Genomic DNA, 17698 nt, shown 5'->3' with positions numbered 1-17698 from the left:
CCCGGGAGGTCAGGCCCGCTCGACCCGGTCGACCAGCGCGGCGACCCGGTCGACGATCCGCGGCCACACCTCGCGCGGCAGGTCGTGGCCCATCCCGTCGACGACGAGCAGCTCGGCGCCGGGGATCGCCGCCGCCGTCGCGCGGCCGCCGGACACGTTGACCAGCGCGTCCTGCTCGCCGTGCACGACCAGGGTCGGGACGGCGACCGACGCCAGGTCGGCCGTGCGGTCCGGGCTGGCGAGGATCGCGGCGAGCTGGCGGGCGACGCCGGCCGGGTCGTGGGCGCGGTCGAAGGACAGCCCGGCGCGCTCGCGCAGGCCGGCCTCGTCGAACTCGAAGCCCGGCGACCCGATGACGCGGTAGGTGTCGACGGCGCGCTGCAGCGCGGACTCCCGGTCGGTGGCCGGCGGGGCGAGCAGCACGCCCATCGCGGCCTCGGCGGGGGAGCCGACGGCGGGGTCGCCGGTCGTCGACATGATCGAGGTCAGGCTGCGCACCCGCTGCGGGTACCGGATGGCCAGCGTCTGGGCGATCATCCCGCCCATCGAGGCGCCGACGACGTGCGCGCTGTCGAGGCCGAGCGCGTCGAGCAGGCCCGCGGTGTCGTCGGCCATGTCGGCCAGCCGGTAGGCGACGCGGCTGTGGTCGCCGCCCATGACGGCGAGCACGTCGGGCGCGCCGGCGTCGTGGAGGTGCGTGGACAGGCCGATGTCGCGGTTGTCGAACCGGACGACGTACAGGCCGCGGTCGGCGAGCATCCGGCAGAACCCGTCGGGCCAGCCGACCATCTGGGTGGCCAGGCCCATGACCAGCAGCAGCGGTGTGTCCTCGGCCGAGCCGAAGGTCTCGTAGGCGATCTCGACGTCGCCGGCGCGGGTGGTCTGCACCCCGGTGTGCTCCATGCCGCGCACGCTAGTGCGGCAGCGCGGGGGACCGGCGGCGGGCTCGGGGAGCCGGGCGTGACCGGGCACACGGGAACCGCGGCGGCGCGCGCGACGACCAGAGGGGGGAGAGGTGCGGCCCGCCGCACCCGACCACCGACCCGAGGAGAACCGTGTCCCGCACCATCCACCGGCTGGCCGTCGTCCTGGCGGCCGGCCTGGCCGCGCTCCTGACGACCGCCGGGGTCGCCTCGGCGCACGTGACCGTCTCGTCGCAGGACGCGGCCGCCGGCGGCTACGGGAAGCTGACCTTCCGCGTGCCGAACGAGAGCGACACCGCCAGCACCGTGGCCGTCCGCATCTCCGTCCCGGAGGAGGCCGCGATGGCCTCGCTGCGGGCCATGCCGGTGCCCGGCTGGACGGTGTCGACCACCCGGGCGCAGCTGGCCGAGCCGCTGGAGTCCCACGGCCAGGAGATCACCGAGTACGTCTCCGTCGTCGAGTTCCGCGCCGAGGAGGGCCAGGGCATCGGCCCCGGTGAGTTCCTGGAGTTCGCGCTGTCCGGCGGCCCGTTCCCGGACGCCGACGAGGTGAGCTACCCGGCCGTGCAGACCTACAGCGACGGCACGGAAGCCGCCTGGATCGAGCCCACGGTCGGCGGCGAGGAGCCCGAGTACCCGGCGCCGGTGCTGACGCTGTCCGGTGCCGCGGCCGCCGACGGTGGGGACACCGCGACCACCGACGTCGCCGAGGCCTCGGCGAGCGGGGACGGCGGCTCCGGCACCGCCACGACCGCGCTGGTGCTCGGTGTCGTCGGCGCGGTCACCGGCGTCGCCGGCCTGGCGCTCGCCTGGACCACGCGCCGGCGCACCCCTCCCGCCTGAACCGGCGCGGCGGCCCTCCTCCTGGGGGCCGCCGCTCAGGCGACCCGGACCGCCAGGTGCGGTGGTGGATCCCCGCCGTGCAGGAGCGCGGCGAGGGCCTCGACGCCGTCGACCAGCCGGGGGCCGGGGCGGACGACCACCGCGTTGCCGTCGACCGCCCACACCGGCACGCCGGGCAGCCGGCCCGCGACGTCGGCCGCCTGCCCGGCGGCCCCGTCCAGGCCGAAGCCGCAGGGCGCGACCACGACGACGTCGGGGCGGGCGGCGGTGAACTCGGCCCACGGGACCGGCGCCGACCGCTGCCCGGGGCGGCACGCCACCGGCTGCCCGCCCGCGGCGGTGACCAGGTCGGGGACCCAGTGCCCGGCCGGGAACGGCGGGTCCACCCACTCGACGACGGCCACCCGCGGACGGGGCCGCCCGGCCACCCGGCGCGCGACGGCATCCAGCCGGGCGCGCAGCGACGCCACCAGCTCCGCGGCCCGCGGTGCGGTGCCGGTGCGCTCGCCGACGGTGGTGATGGTGGCCAGGACGTCCTCGAGGGTGTGCGGGTCGAGGGTCACCACGTCGGCGCGGCAGCCCAGGTGGGCCAGCGCGTCGTCGACGGAGCCCGCGGGCAGCGCGCAGACGCGGCAGAGGTCCTGGGTGAGGACGACGTCGGGGTCCAGCGCCGCGAGGGCGCCGGCGTCCAGCGTGTAGAGGTCCTCCCCGGCGGCGACGCGGGCGCGGACGGCGGCGTCGACGTCCGCCGGCGTCATCCCCGCGGTGTCCAGCCCGCCGACGAGGACGGCCTTCTCGGCGCGGGCCCGCGGCGGCTCGTCGCACTCGAACGTCACGCCGACGAGCTGCTCGCCGAGGCCCAGGGCGTAGACGATCTCGGTCGCCGACGGGAGCAGGGAGACGACCCGCACGGGTCGGCCCGGTGTCAGCGGGCCCGGGGGCCGGGCGCGAGGCGCTGCTGCACCCGGCGGGCCAGCGCGCGGGCCACCCGCAGCGCTGGCGGCTCGCTGCGGTACCGGCGGGCGGCCCCCGGTGCCCCGACGGCGGACTCGACGGCGGCCAGGCGCGCCTCCAGGTCGAGCACCCGCGCGTCGACCGGGACCGGGCGGGCCGGTGCCGCGGCCAGCTGGGCGAGCCCCTCCGACAGGCCGGACACCAGGTCGGCGGCCTCGTCGGGCCGCAGCTTCACGGTGCCGACGCACACGTCGTCGCGCCAGATGCTCAGGTTGAGCAGCCCCTGGGCGGCGTGCGCCGAGACGCGGACCGCGCGCGTCCGGTCGCGCGCGTCCCAGACCCACCTCCCGCGCGAGGGCAGTGCGGTGACCGTCATCACCCGATCATCGACCACCGGGGGCCGCAGGGCCAGGAGGACCGCCCGCCAGGGTGCCGCGCACCGGCACGGTGCATGGACCCGCAGGTCCGGGGGGTAGGGGGGCGCCGCGGCGCGCTCGCGCCGGAGGACCGCGGGGCGGGTGGGCGAGTGGTGCAGCGCGGCGGAGCAGACGCCGACCGGCTGGTCGGCGACGCCTCCGCCGTCCGCGTCGCCTACGACCAGATGCCGCTGATCCTGTGCGTCTACGGCGGCCCGGAGCACGCCGTCGTCGCGGCGAACGGCGCGATGCGGGCGTTCTTCGGCCGCGACGACCTGGTCGGCCTGCCGATCCGCGACGCCCTGCCCGAGCTGGAGGGCCAGCACATCTTCGAGCTGCTCGACGAGGTGTTCACGACCGGCCGCGACCGGGTGGCCCGGGAGTGGCGGCTGCAGGTGGACCCCGGCGGCACCGGGGAGCTGCAGGAGGTCTTCCTCGACTTCCACCTCGCGCCGACCCGCTCGGCCGACGGCGAGGTCGACGGCGTGGCCACCTTCGCCCACGACGTCACCGAGCAGGTGCTCGCCCGGCAGGCGGCGCAGGAGCAGGCCGCCGACGCCGAGCGGCGCTTCCGGGACGCGCGGGCCCTGGTCACGACGCTGCAGGAGGCACTACTGCCGGCCACCCTGCCGGTGCTGCCCGGCGCCCGGATCTCCGCCCGGTACCTGGTGGCCGCGGGCGACCAGGTGGCCGGCGGCGACTGGTTCGACGCGATCCCGCTGCCCGCGGGGACCGTGGCGCTCGTCGTCGGCGACGTCGTCGGGCACGGGGTGGCGGCCTCGGCGGCCATGGGCCAGCTGCGCGCGGTCCTCGGCGACGCGCTGCTCGCCGGCCTCGGGCCCGCCGAGGCGCTCGCCCGGGCCGACGCCTTCGCCGCGCGCAACCCCCGGCTGCACGCCGCGACGGTGGCGCTCGTCGTCCTGGACCCGGTGACCGGCGCCCTCCGCTACGCCTGCTGCGGCCAGCCGCCGCCCCTCGTGGTCGACGGGGAGGGGACGACCCGCTTCCTCGCCCCCGGGGCGGCGGGACCGCTGGGCACCGCCGCCCCGGGCTCCGTCCCCGAGATCACCGACGACGTCCTCGCGCCCGGCGAGACGGTGCTCCTGTACAGCGACGGGCTCATCGAGCGGCCGTTCCGCAGCATCGCCGACGGCATGGCCGAGCTCGCCGGCGTCGCCTCCGACGCGGCCGCCAACCGGGCCCTCCCGCTCGGCGCGCCGGGCACCCCCGACGAGCGGCTGTGCCGGCTGACCGTCGAGCTGCTCACCCGCACCGGCTACGACGACGACGTCACCACGCTGGCCGCGCACCGCCTCCCGGTGCCCGTGCCGCCCCTGCACGCCGACTCCGGCACGGCCCGCGACGAGGTGCGCCGGCTGCGGCGGACCGTCGACGCGTGGCTCGACGAGCTGGACCCGGCCGCCGACGACCGGGGCGCGGTCGAGCTCGCCGTGTGGGAGGCGGTGGCCAACGCCGTCGACCACGCCTACCCGCGCGGGGAGACCGGCCCGGTCCGGCTCGACGCGGTGCTGTTGCCCGACGGCGTGCTCGAGTGCCGCGTCGCCGACGAGGGGCGGTGGCGCGACCCCGACCCGGGCGCCTCGCACCGCGGGCGCGGGCTGCTGCTCGCCCAGCAGCTCACCGACTCCCTGCACGTGCAGCGCTCCGACGGCGGCGCGGGGACCGTGGTCACGCTCCGGCACCGGCTCCACCGGCCGGCGATGCTCGGCGCCGACGCCGGCCCGGGCGCCGCCGCGCCGCCCCGTGAGCCCTTCGGCGTGGTGCCCGAGGAGCCCGACGGCGCCCCCGGCGCGGTGCGGTTGCGGGTGAGCGGGCCGGTCGACGTCACCAGCGTCGACGAGCTCGACCGCACGGTGGCGGCCGCCACCCGCGGCGGCGTGCTGTCGCTGACCCTCAACCTGTCCGCGGTCACCCTGCTGGCCAGTGCGGGCGTGCAGGTCCTGCACCGGGTGCGCGATCAGCTCGCCGGGCACGGCCGCGAGCTCGTGCTGCTCGCGCCGCCGGGCAGCGCGGCCCGGGCGGTGCTCGACCTGGTGCGGCTGCCCGCCGCGGGCTGAGGCGCCACAGGCCGGTGATCGCTACGCTCCGCCGGCACGGCCGGGCCGACGGAGCGGGGGAAGCGTGGCGGGAGCGTCGGACGACGAGGCGCGGCGGTTCGCCGAGGGCCTGCAGTCGCTGCTGAACTGGCTGCACGCGCCGGCGCAGGGGGCCAACGAGGTCGTGGCCCTCGTGCGGGGGGCGCTCGGCGCGGCGGGGCTGGCGGAGTCCGTCGTCTCCCGGACGCTGTCGGGCTTCGAGCACGTCAACCTGCAGACGGCGCTGGACGCCTGGACGGCCGCCGAGGGGCGCACGGTCGAGGTGCACGGCGTCGTCCTCCCGCCGCACTACGGCGACATCTCGCTGCAGCAGCTGATGACCGGCGAGGCGCTGCCGCCGGTGCGGCTGTCCGCCCCGGCGGTGGTCGACCTGCCCGACGGCCCCGACTCGACGCTCGCCTGCCTGCGGCTCGCGCTGCTGCTGGTCACCGACGCCAGCGGGCACTACGTGCTCCTCGTGCAGGGCCCCGGCGAGCACCGGCCCACCCTGTCGGTGGAGGTGGCGGGGCTGCCGGTCCGCGCGGCGCAGGAGGTGCTGGCCCAACTCGACCGGCTGCGCCGCGAGCGCAACGTCTACCGCGGGCAGCTGGTCGAGGTGACGCCGACGCCGATGGGCGGCGTCGAGCTCACCTTCCTCGAGCCGCCGGGCCTGACCCGCGACGACGTCGTGCTGCCCGCCGTCGTCCTGGACCGGGTCGAGCGGCACGCCGTCGGGGTCGCCGAGCACCGCGCGGGCCTGCGCGCCGCCGGCCAGCACCTCAAGCGCGGCCTGCTGCTCTACGGCCCGCCCGGCACCGGCAAGACGCACACCGTGCGGTGGCTGCTCGGCCGGATGGACGACTACACCCGGCTGCTGCTCACCGGCCGCTCCCTCGGGGCGATCGGCGCGGTCGCCGAGCTCGCCCGCGAGCTGCAGCCGGCCGTCGTCGTCCTGGAGGACGTCGACCTGGTGGCCGCCGAGCGCTCGTTCGGTCCCGGCGGCAGCCCGGTGCTGTTCGACCTGCTCGACGCGATGGACGGCGCCGCCCCCGACGCCGACCTGCTGTTCGTGCTGACCACCAACCGGGCCGACCTGCTCGAGCCCGCCCTCGCCGCGCGGCCTGGGCGCATCGACGTCGCGGTCGAGGTCGGCCTGCCCGACGCCGCCGCCCGCCGCGACCTGCTGCGGCTCTACGGCCGGGCGGTGCCACTGCGGCTCACCGGCGACGACGTCGAGCGGGCCGTCGAGCGCACCGACGGGGTGACGGCGTCGTTCCTCAAGGAGCTGCTGCGCCGCGCGGTGCTCGAGGCGCTGCACGAGCAGGACCCGGTCGAGGTGGTCACCGGGGCGCACGTGGACCGCGCCCTCGACGACCTGCTCGACTCCACCCAGCAGGTCACCCGGGTGCTGCTCGGCGTGGGCGCCGAGGAGGTCGTCGCGGCGGCCGACGACCTCGACGGCGGCCCGCGGCCCGGGCTCGCCCCGCCCGACGCCTTCCCGGGCGGCTGGGTCGCCTACCCGGGCTGACCGCCGTCGGCCCGCTCAGCCGAGCTGCTCCGCCCGGCCGCGCACCGCGTCGAGGAAGGCGGCCAGGGCCGGGGGAGCGGGCTGGTCGCGGGTGAGCAGCACGAGCCGGCGCCGGACGGCGGCCCCGGCGACGTCGCGCACGGCCAGCGCCGGGTCGCCCCCGGGCAGGGTGAGCGCGGGCAGCAGGGCGACGGCGCCGGCGCGGCGCACGAGCTCCAGCTGGACGTCGGCGTCGTCGGACCGGTGCCGCAGGTCCGGCTCGAACCCGCCCAGGGAGCGGCAGGCGCCGACGACCAGCGCCGTGTGCCCGGTCCCGGCGCCGGAGGCCGCCCAGGCGTCGTCGCGCAGGTCCGCCAGGGCGACCGGGCCTCCCGGGACGGCCGCGGGGTGGTCGGCGGGCAGGACGAGGTGCAGCGGCTCCTCGTGCAGCACGGCGAACCGCAGCCCCGCCGGCCGCGGGCGCGGGTGGCCGTCGTACTCGTCGCTGACGACGACGTCGAGGCCGCCCGACCGCAGCTCCGGCAGCGCCTGCTCGAGCTCCAGCTCCGACACCTCGACCCGCACCCGCGGGTGCTCGCCGCGCATGCCGGCCACCGCGGGGACGAGCAGGCGGCGGGTGGCCGACTGCAGGCCGCCCGCCCGGACCGTGCCGCGGACCTCGCCGCCGAGCGCCGCGAGGTCCGCGCGCGCCGCCTCGGCCGCGGCGAGCAGGACCCCGGCGTGCCGGGCGAGCAGGCGCCCGGCGTCGGTGAGGCGCACGCCCCGGCCCGCCCTCTCCAGCAGCGGCGTCCCGGCCTCCCGCTCCAGGACCGCCAGCTGCTGCGAGATCGCCGACGGCGTGTAGCCGAGCCCGGCGGCCACGGCGCCGAGGGTGCCGCGCAGCTCCAGCTCCCGCAGCACGCGCAGCCGGCGGAGATCGAACTCGACCATGCAGGGACGCTAACCAGTGCGGTCCACGAACCGTCGCTGGAGCTGACGGGACGTGCGGGCGAGGCTGTCCGGCGTGGGTCTCGCACTGTGCCTGCTGTCGGCGGCCTGCTTCGGCGCGATGGGGGTGTTCGGCAAGCTCGCCTACGCCGCCGGGGTCGGGCCCGAGGCGCTCCTCGCGCTGCGGTTCCTCCTCGCCGCCCTGCTGCTGGCCGGCGTGCTCGCGCTGCGGCCCGGGCTGCGGTCGGGCGGCCCGGGGCCGCGGCGGCCGCTCGGCCGGCGGCTCCTGCTGACCGCCCTGGCGCTCGGCGCCGTCGGGTACGCCACCCAGGCCACCCTCTACTTCACCGCACTCGAGCGGATCGACGCCTCGCTGGTGGCGCTCGTGCTCTACACCTATCCGGCGCTCGTCACGCTGGCCGCGGTGCTGCTCGGCCGCGACCGGCTGACCCCGGCGCGCGCCGCGGCGCTGCTGGTCGCGTCCGGCGGGACGCTGCTGGTCCTGCTCGGCGCGGGCGGCGTGCGGTTCGACGGCACGGGCGTGGCCCTCGCCTTCGGCGCCGCCGTCACCTACACCTGCTACATCCTCGTGGCCGACACGGTGGTGCACCGGCTGGCGCCGGTGGTGCTGTCCGCGCTGGTCATGGCCGGCGCCGCCGTGGCGCTCACCGGCCGGGCGGTCGCCGGCGGCGGGCTGGACCTCGGCTTCGGCCGGGCCGGGTGGCTGTGGGTCGGCTGCATCGCCGTCGTCTCGACCGTCGTCGCGATGCTGGCCTTCTTCGCCGGGCTGCGTCGCACCGGCCCGTCGACCGCGGCCATCCTGTCCACCGCCGAGCCCCTCGTCACCGCGGCGCTGGCCGCCGTGACGCTGGGGGAGTCGCTGACGCCGGTCCAGCTCGCCGGCGGCCTGCTGGTGCTGGCGTCCGTGGTGGTCGTGCAGCTGCGCCCGCGCCGCCGGACGGCCCTCCCGGCGGAGGCCCCGGCGGCCGCCGTGTCCTGACCGGTGGGTCAGCGTCCCTGTTGGCGCCGGGCGACGAGCACGAGCACGCCGAGCACCAGCGCCAGGGGCGCCCACGCCGGCAGGGCGAAGCCGCCCAGCAGCAGCTGCGCGACGCCGAGGAGGAGCTGGAAGGCCAGCCAGAACCCGACCAGCAGGACGAGCCAGTAGAGCACCGGGCGCTCGGAGCGCAGGCGGTTGAGGTAGTCCATGTCCCCTCCTCGGGCGCGCACCGGGGGCGGGCGCGTCGTCCAGGGAGCACAACGCCGGGCCGGGCGTCCCGCGTTCCTGGCCCGCCGCGGGTCCTCCTCCCGAGGGGTGCCGGCCCTCCGGTCAGCCCCGGGACAGGCAGGCCCAGACGTGCTTGCGGCCGTCGTGGACGTCCCAGCCGCAGGCGATCGACAGGTCGGCCACCAGGTTGAGGCCCATCCCGCCCTGCGCGGGGTCCCGCCCCGTCGCCGGCTCCGGCGCGCACTCGGGCACGGCGTCGCTGACGGCGAGCAGCAGGTCGCCCGCCGAGGGCGCGACGCTGACCCGCACGGGCGGGAGCCCGTGCCGCAGGCCGTTCGACGCCAGCTCGTCGAGGGTCAGGAGCAGCTCGTCGAGCAGGTCGGGGTCGCTGGTCACGGCGGGCAGCCACTCCCGCAGCCCGGCGCGCATGGTGCGCAGCTGTGCCGCGGTGGCGAGTTCGTAGTCGTAGCGGGACCCCGTGGTCTCGGGGCAGGGCCGTCGTGGCCAGTTCCGTGCGGTCATCGGCTCGTTCCGGTCGGCGTCGTCCGATACCGGTGTTCCCCGTCCCGGAGATCGGCAACCCCCCGGTGCCGGCCGCTACCGGCGCGTCACGCCAGGGTGGTCGTGTCGATCACGAAGCGGTAGCGCACGTCGGAGGCCACCACCCGGTCGAAGGCCTCGTCCACGCGGTCCACGCCGATCGTCTCGACCTCCGCGGCGATGCCGTGCGCGGCGCAGAAGTCGAGCATCTCCTGGGTCTCGCGGATGCCGCCGATGTTCGACGCGGCGTAGGACAGGCGCCGCATGAGCAGCGAGGCGACGTCCAGCGACTGCGGGTGCTCGGGGATCCCGAGGTTGACCAGCGTGCCGTCCACGTCGAGCAGCGACAGGTACGCGTCGACGTCGACCGACGCGCTGACGGTGTTGAGGACGAGGTCGAACGAGCCCGCCAGGCGGGCGAAGGTGTCCGGGGCGCTCGTGGCGGCGTAGTGGCCCGCCCCCAGGCGCAGGCCGTCCTCCTGCTTCCGCAGGGACTGGGACAGCACCGTGACCTCGGCACCGAGCGCGGCGGCGACCTGGACGGCCACGTGCCCCAGCCCGCCCAGCCCGACGACGGCGACCCGGGTCCCCGGGCCCGCTCCCCAGTGGCGCAGCGGGGAGTAGACGGTGACTCCCGCGCACAGCAGCGGGGCGGCCACGTCGAGCGCCAGGCCGTCGGGGATGCGCAGGACGAAGTCCTCCGTGACGACGATGCCCTCGGCGTAGCCGCCCTGGGTGGGCCGCCCGTCCCGCCCGGTGCTCGAGTAGGTCTCGACGTAGCCCTCGGTGCAGAACTGCTCGTCCCCGCGCCGGCAGTAGCGGCACTCCCGGCAGGAGTCGACGAGACAGCCGACGCCGACGCGGTCGCCGACGCGGAACCGGCTCACCTCGGCGCCGACCTCGGCCACCACCCCGGCGATCTCGTGACCGAGGACGACGGGGTAGCGCGTGGCGCCCCACTCGCTGCGCGCGGTGTGGATGTCGGAGTGGCAGATGCCGACGTACCGGATGTCGATGCGCACGTCGCGGGGGCCGACGTCCCGCAGCTCGATCGTCGTCGGCGCCAGCGGATCGGTGGGCGACGTGGCGGCGTAGGCGCGGACGGTGGTGGGCACGGGTCCTCCAGGGGGCGGGACGAGGGCACCCGCGTGTCGCCGGACCCGATCGACCGCTACGGTAATCCCCATGCAGTCGGTCGGGATTGTGCGGTTGGCGCTCGTCGAGCGCCGGCACGTCGACCTGCTGCGGTGCGCGAGCGCGCTCTGTCGGGCCTGAGGACCGTCCCCCGTCCCGTCCCGCCGCATCCCCCGGAGTCCTCGCATGACCCTGCTCGCCGCAGCCCCGACCCAGCCCGCCGACGTCCACGGTGACGTCGCCACCCTCGAGCTCGAGCGCCTCGAGCCCACCATCGGCGCCCGCGTCCACGGCCTCGACCTCGCCCGCGCCACCGACGAGCAGGTCCGGGCCGTCCGGGCCGCGCTCGCCGAGTACAAGGTGCTGTTCTTCGCCGGCCAGCACGACCTGCACCCCGACAGCCAGATCGCGCTGGGCCGCCGGCTCGGCGAGGTCACCGAGTCGCACCCCGTCGTCCCGGGCGTCGACCAGGAGCACCCCGAGATCTACGCGCTCGACAGCGCCACCGGCGGGTTCGCCGACATCTGGCACACCGACGTCACCTTCGTCCGCCGGCCCCCGCTCGGGTCGGTGCTGCGCGCCGTCGTCCTCCCGCCCACCGGTGGCGACACCCAGTGGGCCGACCTGGAGCTGGCCTACCGCTCCCTGTCCGAGCCGGTGCAGCGGCTGGCCGACCAGCTCGTCGCGGTGCACGACGGCACCCGCGAGTTCGGCTACTACATCGCCCAGCGCGAGGAGCGCACGAAGTGGGAGGGCGAGGAGTACCGCGCCCTCGTCCCGGTCGCCCACCCGGTCGTCCGCGTGCACCCCGAGACCGGCCGCAAGGGGCTGTTCGTCAACCCGGGCTTCGTGTCGCACATCGAGGGCGTGTCCGACGCCGAGAGCCGGTACCTCCTCGACCTCTTCTACGCGCACATCACCAAGCCGGAGCACGTCGTCCGGCACCGCTGGTCGGTCGGCGACGTCGTGATGTGGGACAACCGCTCGACGGTGCACTACGCCAACCGCGACTACGGCGACCAGCGCCGTGTCATGCACCGCATCACGCTGCGCGGCGACGCCCCGGTCGGTCCCTCCGCCGGGTGACGGCGGGACACCCCCGCCCAGCACGACCGCCGCCTCAGGCGCAGGCTCTTCCCAGGGAGGGGCCTGCGCCTCGTCGCGCGCGCCTCCGTCCGCCGCGGCCTCCCGGGCCCGACGACCTCCAGGGAAGAGACCCCATGCAGCGCACGACCCTCCGGCCCCGCGCCTCCGCGGTGGCCCTCACCGCCGTCCTGGCCGCCGCCGTCGCCGGCTGCACCAGCGAGCAGCCCGACTCGGGCGCCGGTTCCGGCAGCGGCGACGGGATCACCGTCCAGACCGCGCAGTTCAGCTGGACCGCGGCCGGCCTGACCACCGGCATCCTCGGCGAGATCGCCGCCGACAACCCCGACCTCGGGGTCGCGTCGCTCGCCACCACCCAGCTCGACCCGGCCGCCGCGTGGGCGGGCGCCCAGCGCGGGGACATCGACCTGCTCACCGAGGTCGCCCTGCCCAACCAGCAGGAGCTCGCCGACTCCGCCGCCGACCGCGTCGAGATCGTGTCGGAGACCTACGGGGACGCCTCGCAGGGCTGGTTCGTCCCCGCGTACGCGCTGGAGCCGGGCGGTCCGCTCGAGGGGCTGACCAGCGTCACGCAGCTCGACGAGTACGCCGACCAGCTCGGGAACAAGTTCTACGACGCCGACCCCGGCTACATCACCACCGAGCAGAACGCCAAGCGCCTCGAGGGCTACGGCATCGGGCTCGAGCACGTGGTGTCCAGCGAGGCCGCCGAGCTCGCGCAGCTGGCGAACAGCTACAGCCGCGAGGAGCCGATCGTGCTGTACCTGTACCACCCGCACGCGGTCTTCGCGCAGTACGACATGGTGCAGCTCGAGGAGCCCACGCCCTACAGCGACGGGTGCCTGACCACCGGCGACGGCGCCTGCGCGATGCCCTCCTACAGCGCCAACATCGCCGCCAGCGACGAGCTGCGCGAGCAGGCGCCGGCGTTCGTCGACCTGCTGACGGACTTCCGCATCTCCGTCGAGGAGATGGAGGAGATGCAGAAGCGGGTCGACGTCGACGGCGAGGACGTGGCCGCGGTGGCGCGCGAGTGGGTGGACGCGAACGCCGACCAGATCGACGAGTGGATCGGCTGACGTGACGGCCCCGGTGCTGCGGGTCACGGGCCTGACGAAGGTCTTCGGCGCGCGGGAGCAGGAGGCGCTGCGGCTGGCCGGCGAGGGGCTCGGGCGCGACGAGATCCTGCGCCGGACCGGCGCGACGCTCGCCGTGCACGACGTCGGCTTCGCCGTCGAGCGCGGTGAGCTGTTCGTCGTGATGGGCCTGTCGGGCTCGGGCAAGTCGACGCTGGTGCGGCTGCTCAACCGGTTGATCGAGCCGAGCGCCGGCACCGTCGAGGTCGAGGGCCGCGACCTGCGCGCGCTCGACGACGCCGAGCTGCGGACGGTGCGCAACGAGAAGATCAGCATGGTCTTCCAGCACTTCGCGCTGCTGCCGCACCGGACGGTCCGGGAGAACGCCGCCTACGCGCTCAAGGTCCGCGGGGCGCCCGCGGCCGTGCAGCGCGAGCGCGCGGACTGGGCACTGGAGACCGTCGGCCTCATCGACCGCGCCGGTGCCCGGCCCGAGGAGCTCTCCGGTGGCATGCGGCAGCGGGTCGGGCTGGCCCGGGCGCTGGCGGCCGACTCGGAGGTGCTGCTCATGGACGAGCCGTTCTCCGCACTCGACCCGCTGATCCGCCGGGACATGCAGGACCTGCTCGAGCGGCTGCAGTCGGAGCTGGCCAAGACGATCGTGTTCATCACGCACGACCTCAACGAGGCCATGCGGCTCGGTGACCGGATCCTGATGCTCAAGGACGGCCGCACCGTCCAGCTGGGCACCGGTCCGGAGATCATCTCCGCGCCCGCGGACGACTACGTCGCCGATTTCACCTCCGACGTCGACCGCACCCGGGTGCTGACCGCCGGTGACCTGGTGCGCGAGCCGCGGATGACCGCCCGGCTCGGCGACCCGCCGGGGGAGGTGCTGCGGCGGCTGGGCGCTGCGGAGGCCAACGGCGTCTACGTCCTCGACGGCGACCGGCGGGTGGCCGGCGTCGCCCGGGACGACCTGCTGGCCCGCGCCGTGCAGGAGGGCCGCGACGCGCTCGGCCCGCGCGAGCTCGTCCCCGATTACGCGACGATCGGCGCCGACCGGCCCGTCGTGGACTTCGTGCACCTGGTCGGGCGGCACACGGTGCCCCTGGGCGTCCTCGACGACGACGGCCGGCTGCTCGGCGTCGTCCCGCGGGCGGCGGTGCTCGACGCCCTGTCGGCCGTCCCGGCCCGGGGGAGGCGGTCCTGATGCCACACGTCCCGCTCGGCCGGTGGGTGTCGGACCTCATCGACTGGCTGCTGGCCACGGTGCCGTGGCTGTTCGACGCCGTCTCGGCGGTGATGTCGGCGCTCGTCGAGGGCCTGACCGACCTGCTGGTCACCCCGCCGCCGGTGGTCTGGATCGTCGTCTTCGCCGTCGTCGCGCTGCTCCTGCGCGGACCCTGGCTGGCGCTCTACACCGTGCTGGCGTTCCTCCTGGTGGTGTCGCTCGAGCTGTGGGCCGAGACGATGCAGACCCTGGCGCTGGTCCTCGTCGCGGCAGTCATCGCGGCGGCGATCGGGGTCCCGCTGGGCATCCTCGCGGCCCGCAACCGTGCGGTGAGCGTCGTCGTCCGGCCGGTCCTGGACTTCATGCAGACGACACCGGTCTTCGTCTACCTGATCCCCGCCGTCTTCTTCTTCGGCGTCGGGGTGGTGCCGGGCGTGGTGGCCACGATCCTGTTCGCCATCCCACCCGGGGTCCGGCTCACCGAGCTCGGCATCCGGCAGGTCGACCGCGAGGTCGTCGAGGCCGCGCGGGCGTTCGGTGCCCGGCCCGGGCAGGTGCTGCGCGAGGTGCAGCTGCCCCTGGCCCTGCCGTCGATCATGGCGGGCGTCAACCAGGTGATCATGCTGGCGCTGTCGATGGTGGTCACCGCGGGCCTGCTCGGGGCCGCGGGGCTCGGCGCGGTGGTGGTGCGGGCGGTGACCCAGCTCGACGTCGCCGCCGGCTTCGAGGGCGGCCTCGCCGTCGTGCTGCTGGCGATCTTCCTCGACCGGCTGACCGGGGCGTTCGGGCAGCGGGCCGCGCTGTCGCGCTTCCGCGCGGCGCGGGCGCAGCGCAGCCTGCGCGACCGGGAGCCGGCGGCGCAGGCACCCGTCACGGGGGCCGCTCCGGCGGCCTCCCCGGCGCTCGAGACGGCGCCGGACCGCTGACGCGGTCGCCTGGAGACCAGGAACCGAGAACGGCCCGGACGGAGGACCGTCCGGGCCGTTCTCGCGTGGGTGCCCCCGGCAGGATTCGAACCTGCGCACCCGCCTCCGGAGAGCCCTCCGAAGCAGCATGATTGAGGTTGGCAGACGCTGAATACGCAGGTCAGTCGATGAAGCCGGCGTTGATCGGCGTTGGACAGGATTGCTTCCGTACGGACCTGTCGTGTACCGGGTGTGTACCAGCAGGACGGCGGTGCTCGTGACGCCTCTCGCTCAGCCTCGGTGCAGGAGGTGTGTCGGGTCGTGATCTTGAAGAGGGGAGTGGTCTCCAGTGGCCGTTTGGTGGCCGGTCCGAGCGGCGGCCACGGCACGTGAGATGGGCGACGATCGGCGGCAGGTCCGTGGAGCCCGGCGCGGCCGGTGTCCGATGCTGTTCGATCGCCTGGATCAGAGCGAGGACGTGCCGAGCCCGGTGGTGGCCAGCCATGCCCGCAGCCAGATCATCATGGCGTCCCACCAGCCGGTCAGCAGCAGGGTCCCGAGGACGATGAGCACCACCCCGCCCACCCGCATGACCGTCCGGGCGTGCCGCCGGGCGAAGGCGGAGAACCGCAACGCGCGTCGCGTGCCCAGGGCCACCAGCACGAAGGGGACGCCGAGGCCCAGGCAGTAGGCCAGGCCCAGGATGGCGCCGCGCAGAGCCGAGGCCTCGGTGTAGGCCAGGGTGTTGACCGCGGCGAGGGTCGGCCCCAGGCAGGGGGTCCAGCCCAGGCCGAAGACGACGCCGAGAACGGGCGCGCCGGCGAGGCCGGCCGGCGGCCGGCGGTGGATGCGGCGTTCCCGCTGGAACCAGGTCAAGGCTCCGAGGAACGACAGCCCCATGACGATGGTGACGACCCCGGCCACCCGGGTCAGGGTGGGCGCCCACTCGTAGAGCAGCCGGCCAAGGCCACCGAAGAGGGCGCCGAAGGAGATGAACACCGCGCTGAAGCCGGAAACGAACAGCAGTGAGCCGGCCAGCAGTCGGCGGCGGCTGGGCACGGCCATCGTCCGGCTGGGGGTCGTCGCCGCCGCTGTGGTCGGTGTAGAGACACCGACCGTGGCTGTGCCGGGAGCGCCTTCGGCGGTGGCGTTCGCCGTCGGGCGGTTCTCAGCGGTGACATCAGCGCCGGCCAGTCCGGCGACGTAACCGACGTAACCGGGAATGAGCGGCAGGCAGCAGGGGGAGGCGAAGCTGATCAGCCCCACGAGCGCGGCGACGGCCATCGCCAGCAACAGCGATCCGTCGGTGACGATGCCGGCGAAGGTGGCCCCGAGGTCGCTCACTACGTCCCTTCCATGAGCAGCAGGTCGATGGCCGTGCGGAGGTCATCGCCGCGGACCGCGCCGGTGCAGACGGCGGCGACCCGGCCCGCCCGGTCCAGCAGGATGGTGGAGGGGACCACGTTGGCCGGGAAGCCGCGGAAGGCCAGGGCGACCTCCCCGCGGGGGTCGAACAGCGACGGGTAGGTCGCGTCGACGCTGTCGACGAAGGCGATGGCCAGTTGGCGCTGGTCCTTGACGTCGATGCTCAGGAACTGCACGCCCTGGTCGGCGACGTCGGCGTAGACGGCCTGGAACTCGGGGGTCTCCACCCGACACGGTGCGCACCACGAGCCCCAGAAGTTGATGACGGCGATGTCGCCGGTCAGCGAGGAGGACTCGAACCGGCTGCCGTCCAGCAGTTCACCGTCGAAGGTGGGTGCCGGAGCTCGAGCCGCTGCATCAAGGACGGTGGCCGTCGGCGTGGCGCCGGTGAACTCGTACTGCGCGCCCGGCGTCGTCCGGTCGCCGCCGCCGGCCGAGCAACCGACCAGAACGCTGAAGGCCGCCGCGGTCGCGACCGTGAGCAGCGCGCGGCGGGTCGGCCCGGGAGTCACTGCCGCCGCCGTCCGCACCTGGACGGGACGGTAGTCACGGACTTGTGTCCAGCGGCGGTGAGGACGAGAAAGGGCGCCGCTGAACTCGAGCGGGCGCAGGCGCCGTCGATGGAGGGAGCCAGAGCCGGTCTCGGATCCGCTGCCGGTGTCCGGTGCCGACGGGCTTCCCCACTCGCCGGTGCCGATCAACATGACGGCGGCCGGTGGTGAGGAGGTTGGATACCGCAGCGCGAGAGCAAGGGGCGGTTCTTCGGCCAGGCGTACGGGTCACCGGCGAGTGCCTGCGCCCAGCGGCTGCCTTTGGTGATCCGCGGTGGCCGGCGGCTGGAGCGCGGGCTCCTGGCTGGCCGGCCGAGGGGATGCCTTCAGCCGGCCGGCGCGGACGCCGTTGGCGATGACGAGGACCTCGGCCAGTTCGTGGGTGACGATGACCGTGCCCAGGCCCAGGACGCCGAAGGCGGCCAGCGGGATGAGCACGACCAGGATCGCTCCGGACAGCAGCAGGCTCTGCAGCATGATCCGCCGCGCCCGGCGGGCGTGGGCCAGGGTGCGGGGGAGTTGGCGCAGGTCCTCGCCCATTAGTGCGACGTCGGCGGTCTCGATCGCCACGTCGGCGCCCATCGCACCCATCGCGATGCCGACGTCGGCGGTGGCCAGCGCGGGGGCGTCGTTGATGCCGTCGCCGACCATCGCGACCCGGCCGCGGCGGCCCAGTCGCTCGACGAGGGTGGCCTTGTCCTCCGGGCGCAGCTCCGCGTGCACATCGTCGATCCCGGCGGCGGCGGCCAGGTGGGCGGCGGTGCGCGGATTGTCGCCGGTGAGCATGCTCGTGCTGATGTCCATGCGGTGCAGC

Annotated in this window: 19 protein-coding genes and 1 tRNA gene; 9 read left to right on the top strand and 11 right to left on the bottom strand. The window is 75.7% G+C overall.

Annotated elements, in window-relative coordinates; all coding sequences use genetic code 11:
* Nucleotides 1-9: 9 nt before the first annotated feature.
* Nucleotides 10-903 carry an alpha/beta fold hydrolase gene (locus WA616_RS04315; RefSeq protein ID WP_336027625.1) on the bottom strand — a complete coding sequence of 298 codons (894 nt, stop codon included), beginning with the start codon at nucleotides 901-903 and terminating at the stop codon, nucleotides 10-12.
* Between the two features lie 152 nt (nucleotides 904-1055).
* On the opposite strand from WA616_RS04315, the gene WA616_RS04310 reads away from it, so the two are divergent.
* Nucleotides 1056-1766, top strand: a complete 711-nt coding sequence (locus WA616_RS04310) for a YcnI family protein (protein ID WP_336027623.1) — start codon at nucleotides 1056-1058, stop codon at nucleotides 1764-1766.
* 35 nt (nucleotides 1767-1801) lie between these two features.
* On the opposite strand, the gene WA616_RS04305 is transcribed toward WA616_RS04310, so the two are convergent.
* Both WA616_RS04305 and WA616_RS04300 read right to left on the bottom strand, forming a co-directional pair.
* Nucleotides 1802-2677, bottom strand: a complete 876-nt coding sequence (locus tag WA616_RS04305; RefSeq protein WP_336027620.1) for a cobalamin-binding protein — start codon at nucleotides 2675-2677, stop codon at nucleotides 1802-1804.
* Nucleotides 2678-2691: 14 nt separating this feature from the next.
* Nucleotides 2692-3096 (bottom strand): hypothetical protein, encoded by a 405-nt coding sequence (locus WA616_RS04300; protein ID WP_336027617.1) that lies wholly within the window; start codon nucleotides 3094-3096, stop codon nucleotides 2692-2694.
* Nucleotides 3097-3246: 150 nt separating this feature from the next.
* Here WA616_RS04300 and WA616_RS04295 point away from each other — a divergent pair, with 150 nt between their 5' ends.
* Together WA616_RS04295 and WA616_RS04290 are read left to right on the top strand one after the other, a co-directional pair.
* On the top strand, nucleotides 3247-5214 hold the full coding sequence (locus WA616_RS04295) for a SpoIIE family protein phosphatase (RefSeq protein ID WP_336027616.1): 1968 nt from the start codon (nucleotides 3247-3249) through the stop codon (nucleotides 5212-5214).
* Between the two features lie 64 nt (nucleotides 5215-5278).
* A complete protein-coding gene (locus WA616_RS04290) occupies nucleotides 5279-6760 on the top strand; it encodes an ATP-binding protein (RefSeq protein ID WP_336027614.1) in 1482 nt (493 codons plus the stop codon).
* Between the two features lie 15 nt (nucleotides 6761-6775).
* On the opposite strand, the gene WA616_RS04285 is transcribed toward WA616_RS04290, so the two are convergent.
* Nucleotides 6776-7690, bottom strand: a complete 915-nt coding sequence (locus tag WA616_RS04285; RefSeq protein WP_336027612.1) for a LysR family transcriptional regulator — start codon at nucleotides 7688-7690, stop codon at nucleotides 6776-6778.
* A gap of 73 nt (nucleotides 7691-7763) precedes the next feature.
* Here WA616_RS04285 and WA616_RS04280 point away from each other — a divergent pair, with 73 nt between their 5' ends.
* Nucleotides 7764-8687 carry an EamA family transporter gene (locus WA616_RS04280; RefSeq protein ID WP_336027610.1) on the top strand — a complete coding sequence of 308 codons (924 nt, stop codon included), beginning with the start codon at nucleotides 7764-7766 and terminating at the stop codon, nucleotides 8685-8687.
* Between the two features lie 8 nt (nucleotides 8688-8695).
* On the opposite strand, the gene WA616_RS04275 is transcribed toward WA616_RS04280, so the two are convergent.
* The 3 genes from WA616_RS04275 to WA616_RS04265 form a co-directional block, all read right to left on the bottom strand.
* The gene (locus WA616_RS04275; RefSeq protein WP_073421677.1) at nucleotides 8696-8896 is read right to left on the bottom strand and encodes a hypothetical protein; all 201 of its coding nucleotides are present in this window, start codon (nucleotides 8894-8896) and stop codon (nucleotides 8696-8698) included.
* Between the two features lie 121 nt (nucleotides 8897-9017).
* Nucleotides 9018-9437 carry an ATP-binding protein gene (locus WA616_RS04270; RefSeq protein WP_336027606.1) on the bottom strand — a complete coding sequence of 140 codons (420 nt, stop codon included), beginning with the start codon at nucleotides 9435-9437 and terminating at the stop codon, nucleotides 9018-9020.
* A gap of 86 nt (nucleotides 9438-9523) precedes the next feature.
* Entirely contained in the window at nucleotides 9524-10570 is a 1047-nt protein-coding gene (locus WA616_RS04265; protein ID WP_336027603.1) for an NAD(P)-dependent alcohol dehydrogenase, read from the bottom strand.
* A 70-nt stretch (nucleotides 10571-10640) separates the two neighbouring features.
* Between WA616_RS04265 and WA616_RS24445 the strand changes: the two genes are divergently transcribed.
* The 5 genes from WA616_RS24445 (at nucleotide 10641) to WA616_RS04245 (ending at nucleotide 14929) form a co-directional block, all read left to right on the top strand.
* A complete protein-coding gene (locus WA616_RS24445; RefSeq protein WP_425432424.1) occupies nucleotides 10641-10730 on the top strand; it encodes a putative leader peptide in 90 nt (29 codons plus the stop codon).
* 45 nt (nucleotides 10731-10775) lie between these two features.
* Nucleotides 10776-11675, top strand: coding sequence for a TauD/TfdA dioxygenase family protein (locus WA616_RS04260; RefSeq protein ID WP_336027601.1), 900 nt, complete (start codon nucleotides 10776-10778; stop codon nucleotides 11673-11675).
* A gap of 134 nt (nucleotides 11676-11809) precedes the next feature.
* Nucleotides 11810-12772, top strand: a complete 963-nt coding sequence (locus WA616_RS04255; protein WP_336027600.1) for a glycine betaine ABC transporter substrate-binding protein — start codon at nucleotides 11810-11812, stop codon at nucleotides 12770-12772.
* Nucleotide 12773: 1 nt separating this feature from the next.
* Nucleotides 12774-13982 carry a quaternary amine ABC transporter ATP-binding protein gene (locus WA616_RS04250; RefSeq protein ID WP_336027598.1) on the top strand — a complete coding sequence of 403 codons (1209 nt, stop codon included), beginning with the start codon at nucleotides 12774-12776 and terminating at the stop codon, nucleotides 13980-13982.
* The gene (locus WA616_RS04245) at nucleotides 13982-14929 is read left to right on the top strand and encodes an ABC transporter permease (RefSeq protein WP_073421682.1); all 948 of its coding nucleotides are present in this window, start codon (nucleotides 13982-13984) and stop codon (nucleotides 14927-14929) included. The genes WA616_RS04250 and WA616_RS04245 overlap by 1 nt, the downstream gene beginning before the upstream one ends.
* Nucleotides 14930-14999: 70 nt before the next feature.
* Here WA616_RS04245 and WA616_RS04240 read toward each other — a convergent pair.
* From WA616_RS04240 to WA616_RS04225, 4 genes are all read right to left on the bottom strand, one after another.
* Nucleotides 15000-15071 (bottom strand) — tRNA-OTHER (locus tag WA616_RS04240).
* Nucleotides 15072-15373: 302 nt separating this feature from the next.
* Nucleotides 15374-16252: a cytochrome c biogenesis CcdA family protein gene (locus tag WA616_RS04235; protein ID WP_336027593.1), complete on the bottom strand. Its 879-nt coding sequence runs from the start codon at nucleotides 16250-16252 to the stop codon at nucleotides 15374-15376.
* Nucleotides 16252-16845 carry a TlpA family protein disulfide reductase gene (locus WA616_RS04230; protein ID WP_336027591.1) on the bottom strand — a complete coding sequence of 198 codons (594 nt, stop codon included), beginning with the start codon at nucleotides 16843-16845 and terminating at the stop codon, nucleotides 16252-16254. Before WA616_RS04230 ends, WA616_RS04235 begins: the two co-directional genes overlap by 1 nt.
* A 267-nt stretch (nucleotides 16846-17112) precedes the next feature.
* On the bottom strand, nucleotides 17113-17698 hold a 586-nt coding region (locus tag WA616_RS04225), incomplete at its 5' end, for an HAD-IC family P-type ATPase (protein ID WP_336027589.1).

Source organism: Geodermatophilus sp. FMUSA9-8 (genome assembly GCF_037034165.1).
In the GTDB taxonomy this organism is placed as follows: domain Bacteria; phylum Actinomycetota; class Actinomycetes; order Mycobacteriales; family Geodermatophilaceae; genus Geodermatophilus; species Geodermatophilus nigrescens.
Note: the sequence above shows the minus strand (reverse complement) of the source record. Positions and strands in the feature narration are given on the sequence as shown.

Coding starts and splice junctions, on each gene's coding strand:
- WA616_RS04270 (WP_336027606.1), bottom strand. CDS start 9,437: ATGACCGCACGGAACTGGCCACGACGGCCCTGCCCCGAGACCACGGGG.
- WA616_RS04285 (WP_336027612.1), bottom strand. CDS start 7,690: ATGGTCGAGTTCGATCTCCGCCGGCTGCGCGTGCTGCGGGAGCTGGAG.
- WA616_RS24445 (WP_425432424.1), top strand. CDS start 10,641: ATGCAGTCGGTCGGGATTGTGCGGTTGGCGCTCGTCGAGCGCCGGCAC.
- WA616_RS04245 (WP_073421682.1), top strand. CDS start 13,982: ATGCCACACGTCCCGCTCGGCCGGTGGGTGTCGGACCTCATCGACTGG.
- WA616_RS04315 (WP_336027625.1), bottom strand. CDS start 903: ATGGAGCACACCGGGGTGCAGACCACCCGCGCCGGCGACGTCGAGATC.
- WA616_RS04275 (WP_073421677.1), bottom strand. CDS start 8,896: ATGGACTACCTCAACCGCCTGCGCTCCGAGCGCCCGGTGCTCTACTGG.
- WA616_RS04255 (WP_336027600.1), top strand. CDS start 11,810: ATGCAGCGCACGACCCTCCGGCCCCGCGCCTCCGCGGTGGCCCTCACC.
- WA616_RS04300 (WP_336027617.1), bottom strand. CDS start 3,096: ATGACGGTCACCGCACTGCCCTCGCGCGGGAGGTGGGTCTGGGACGCG.
- WA616_RS04260 (WP_336027601.1), top strand. CDS start 10,776: ATGACCCTGCTCGCCGCAGCCCCGACCCAGCCCGCCGACGTCCACGGT.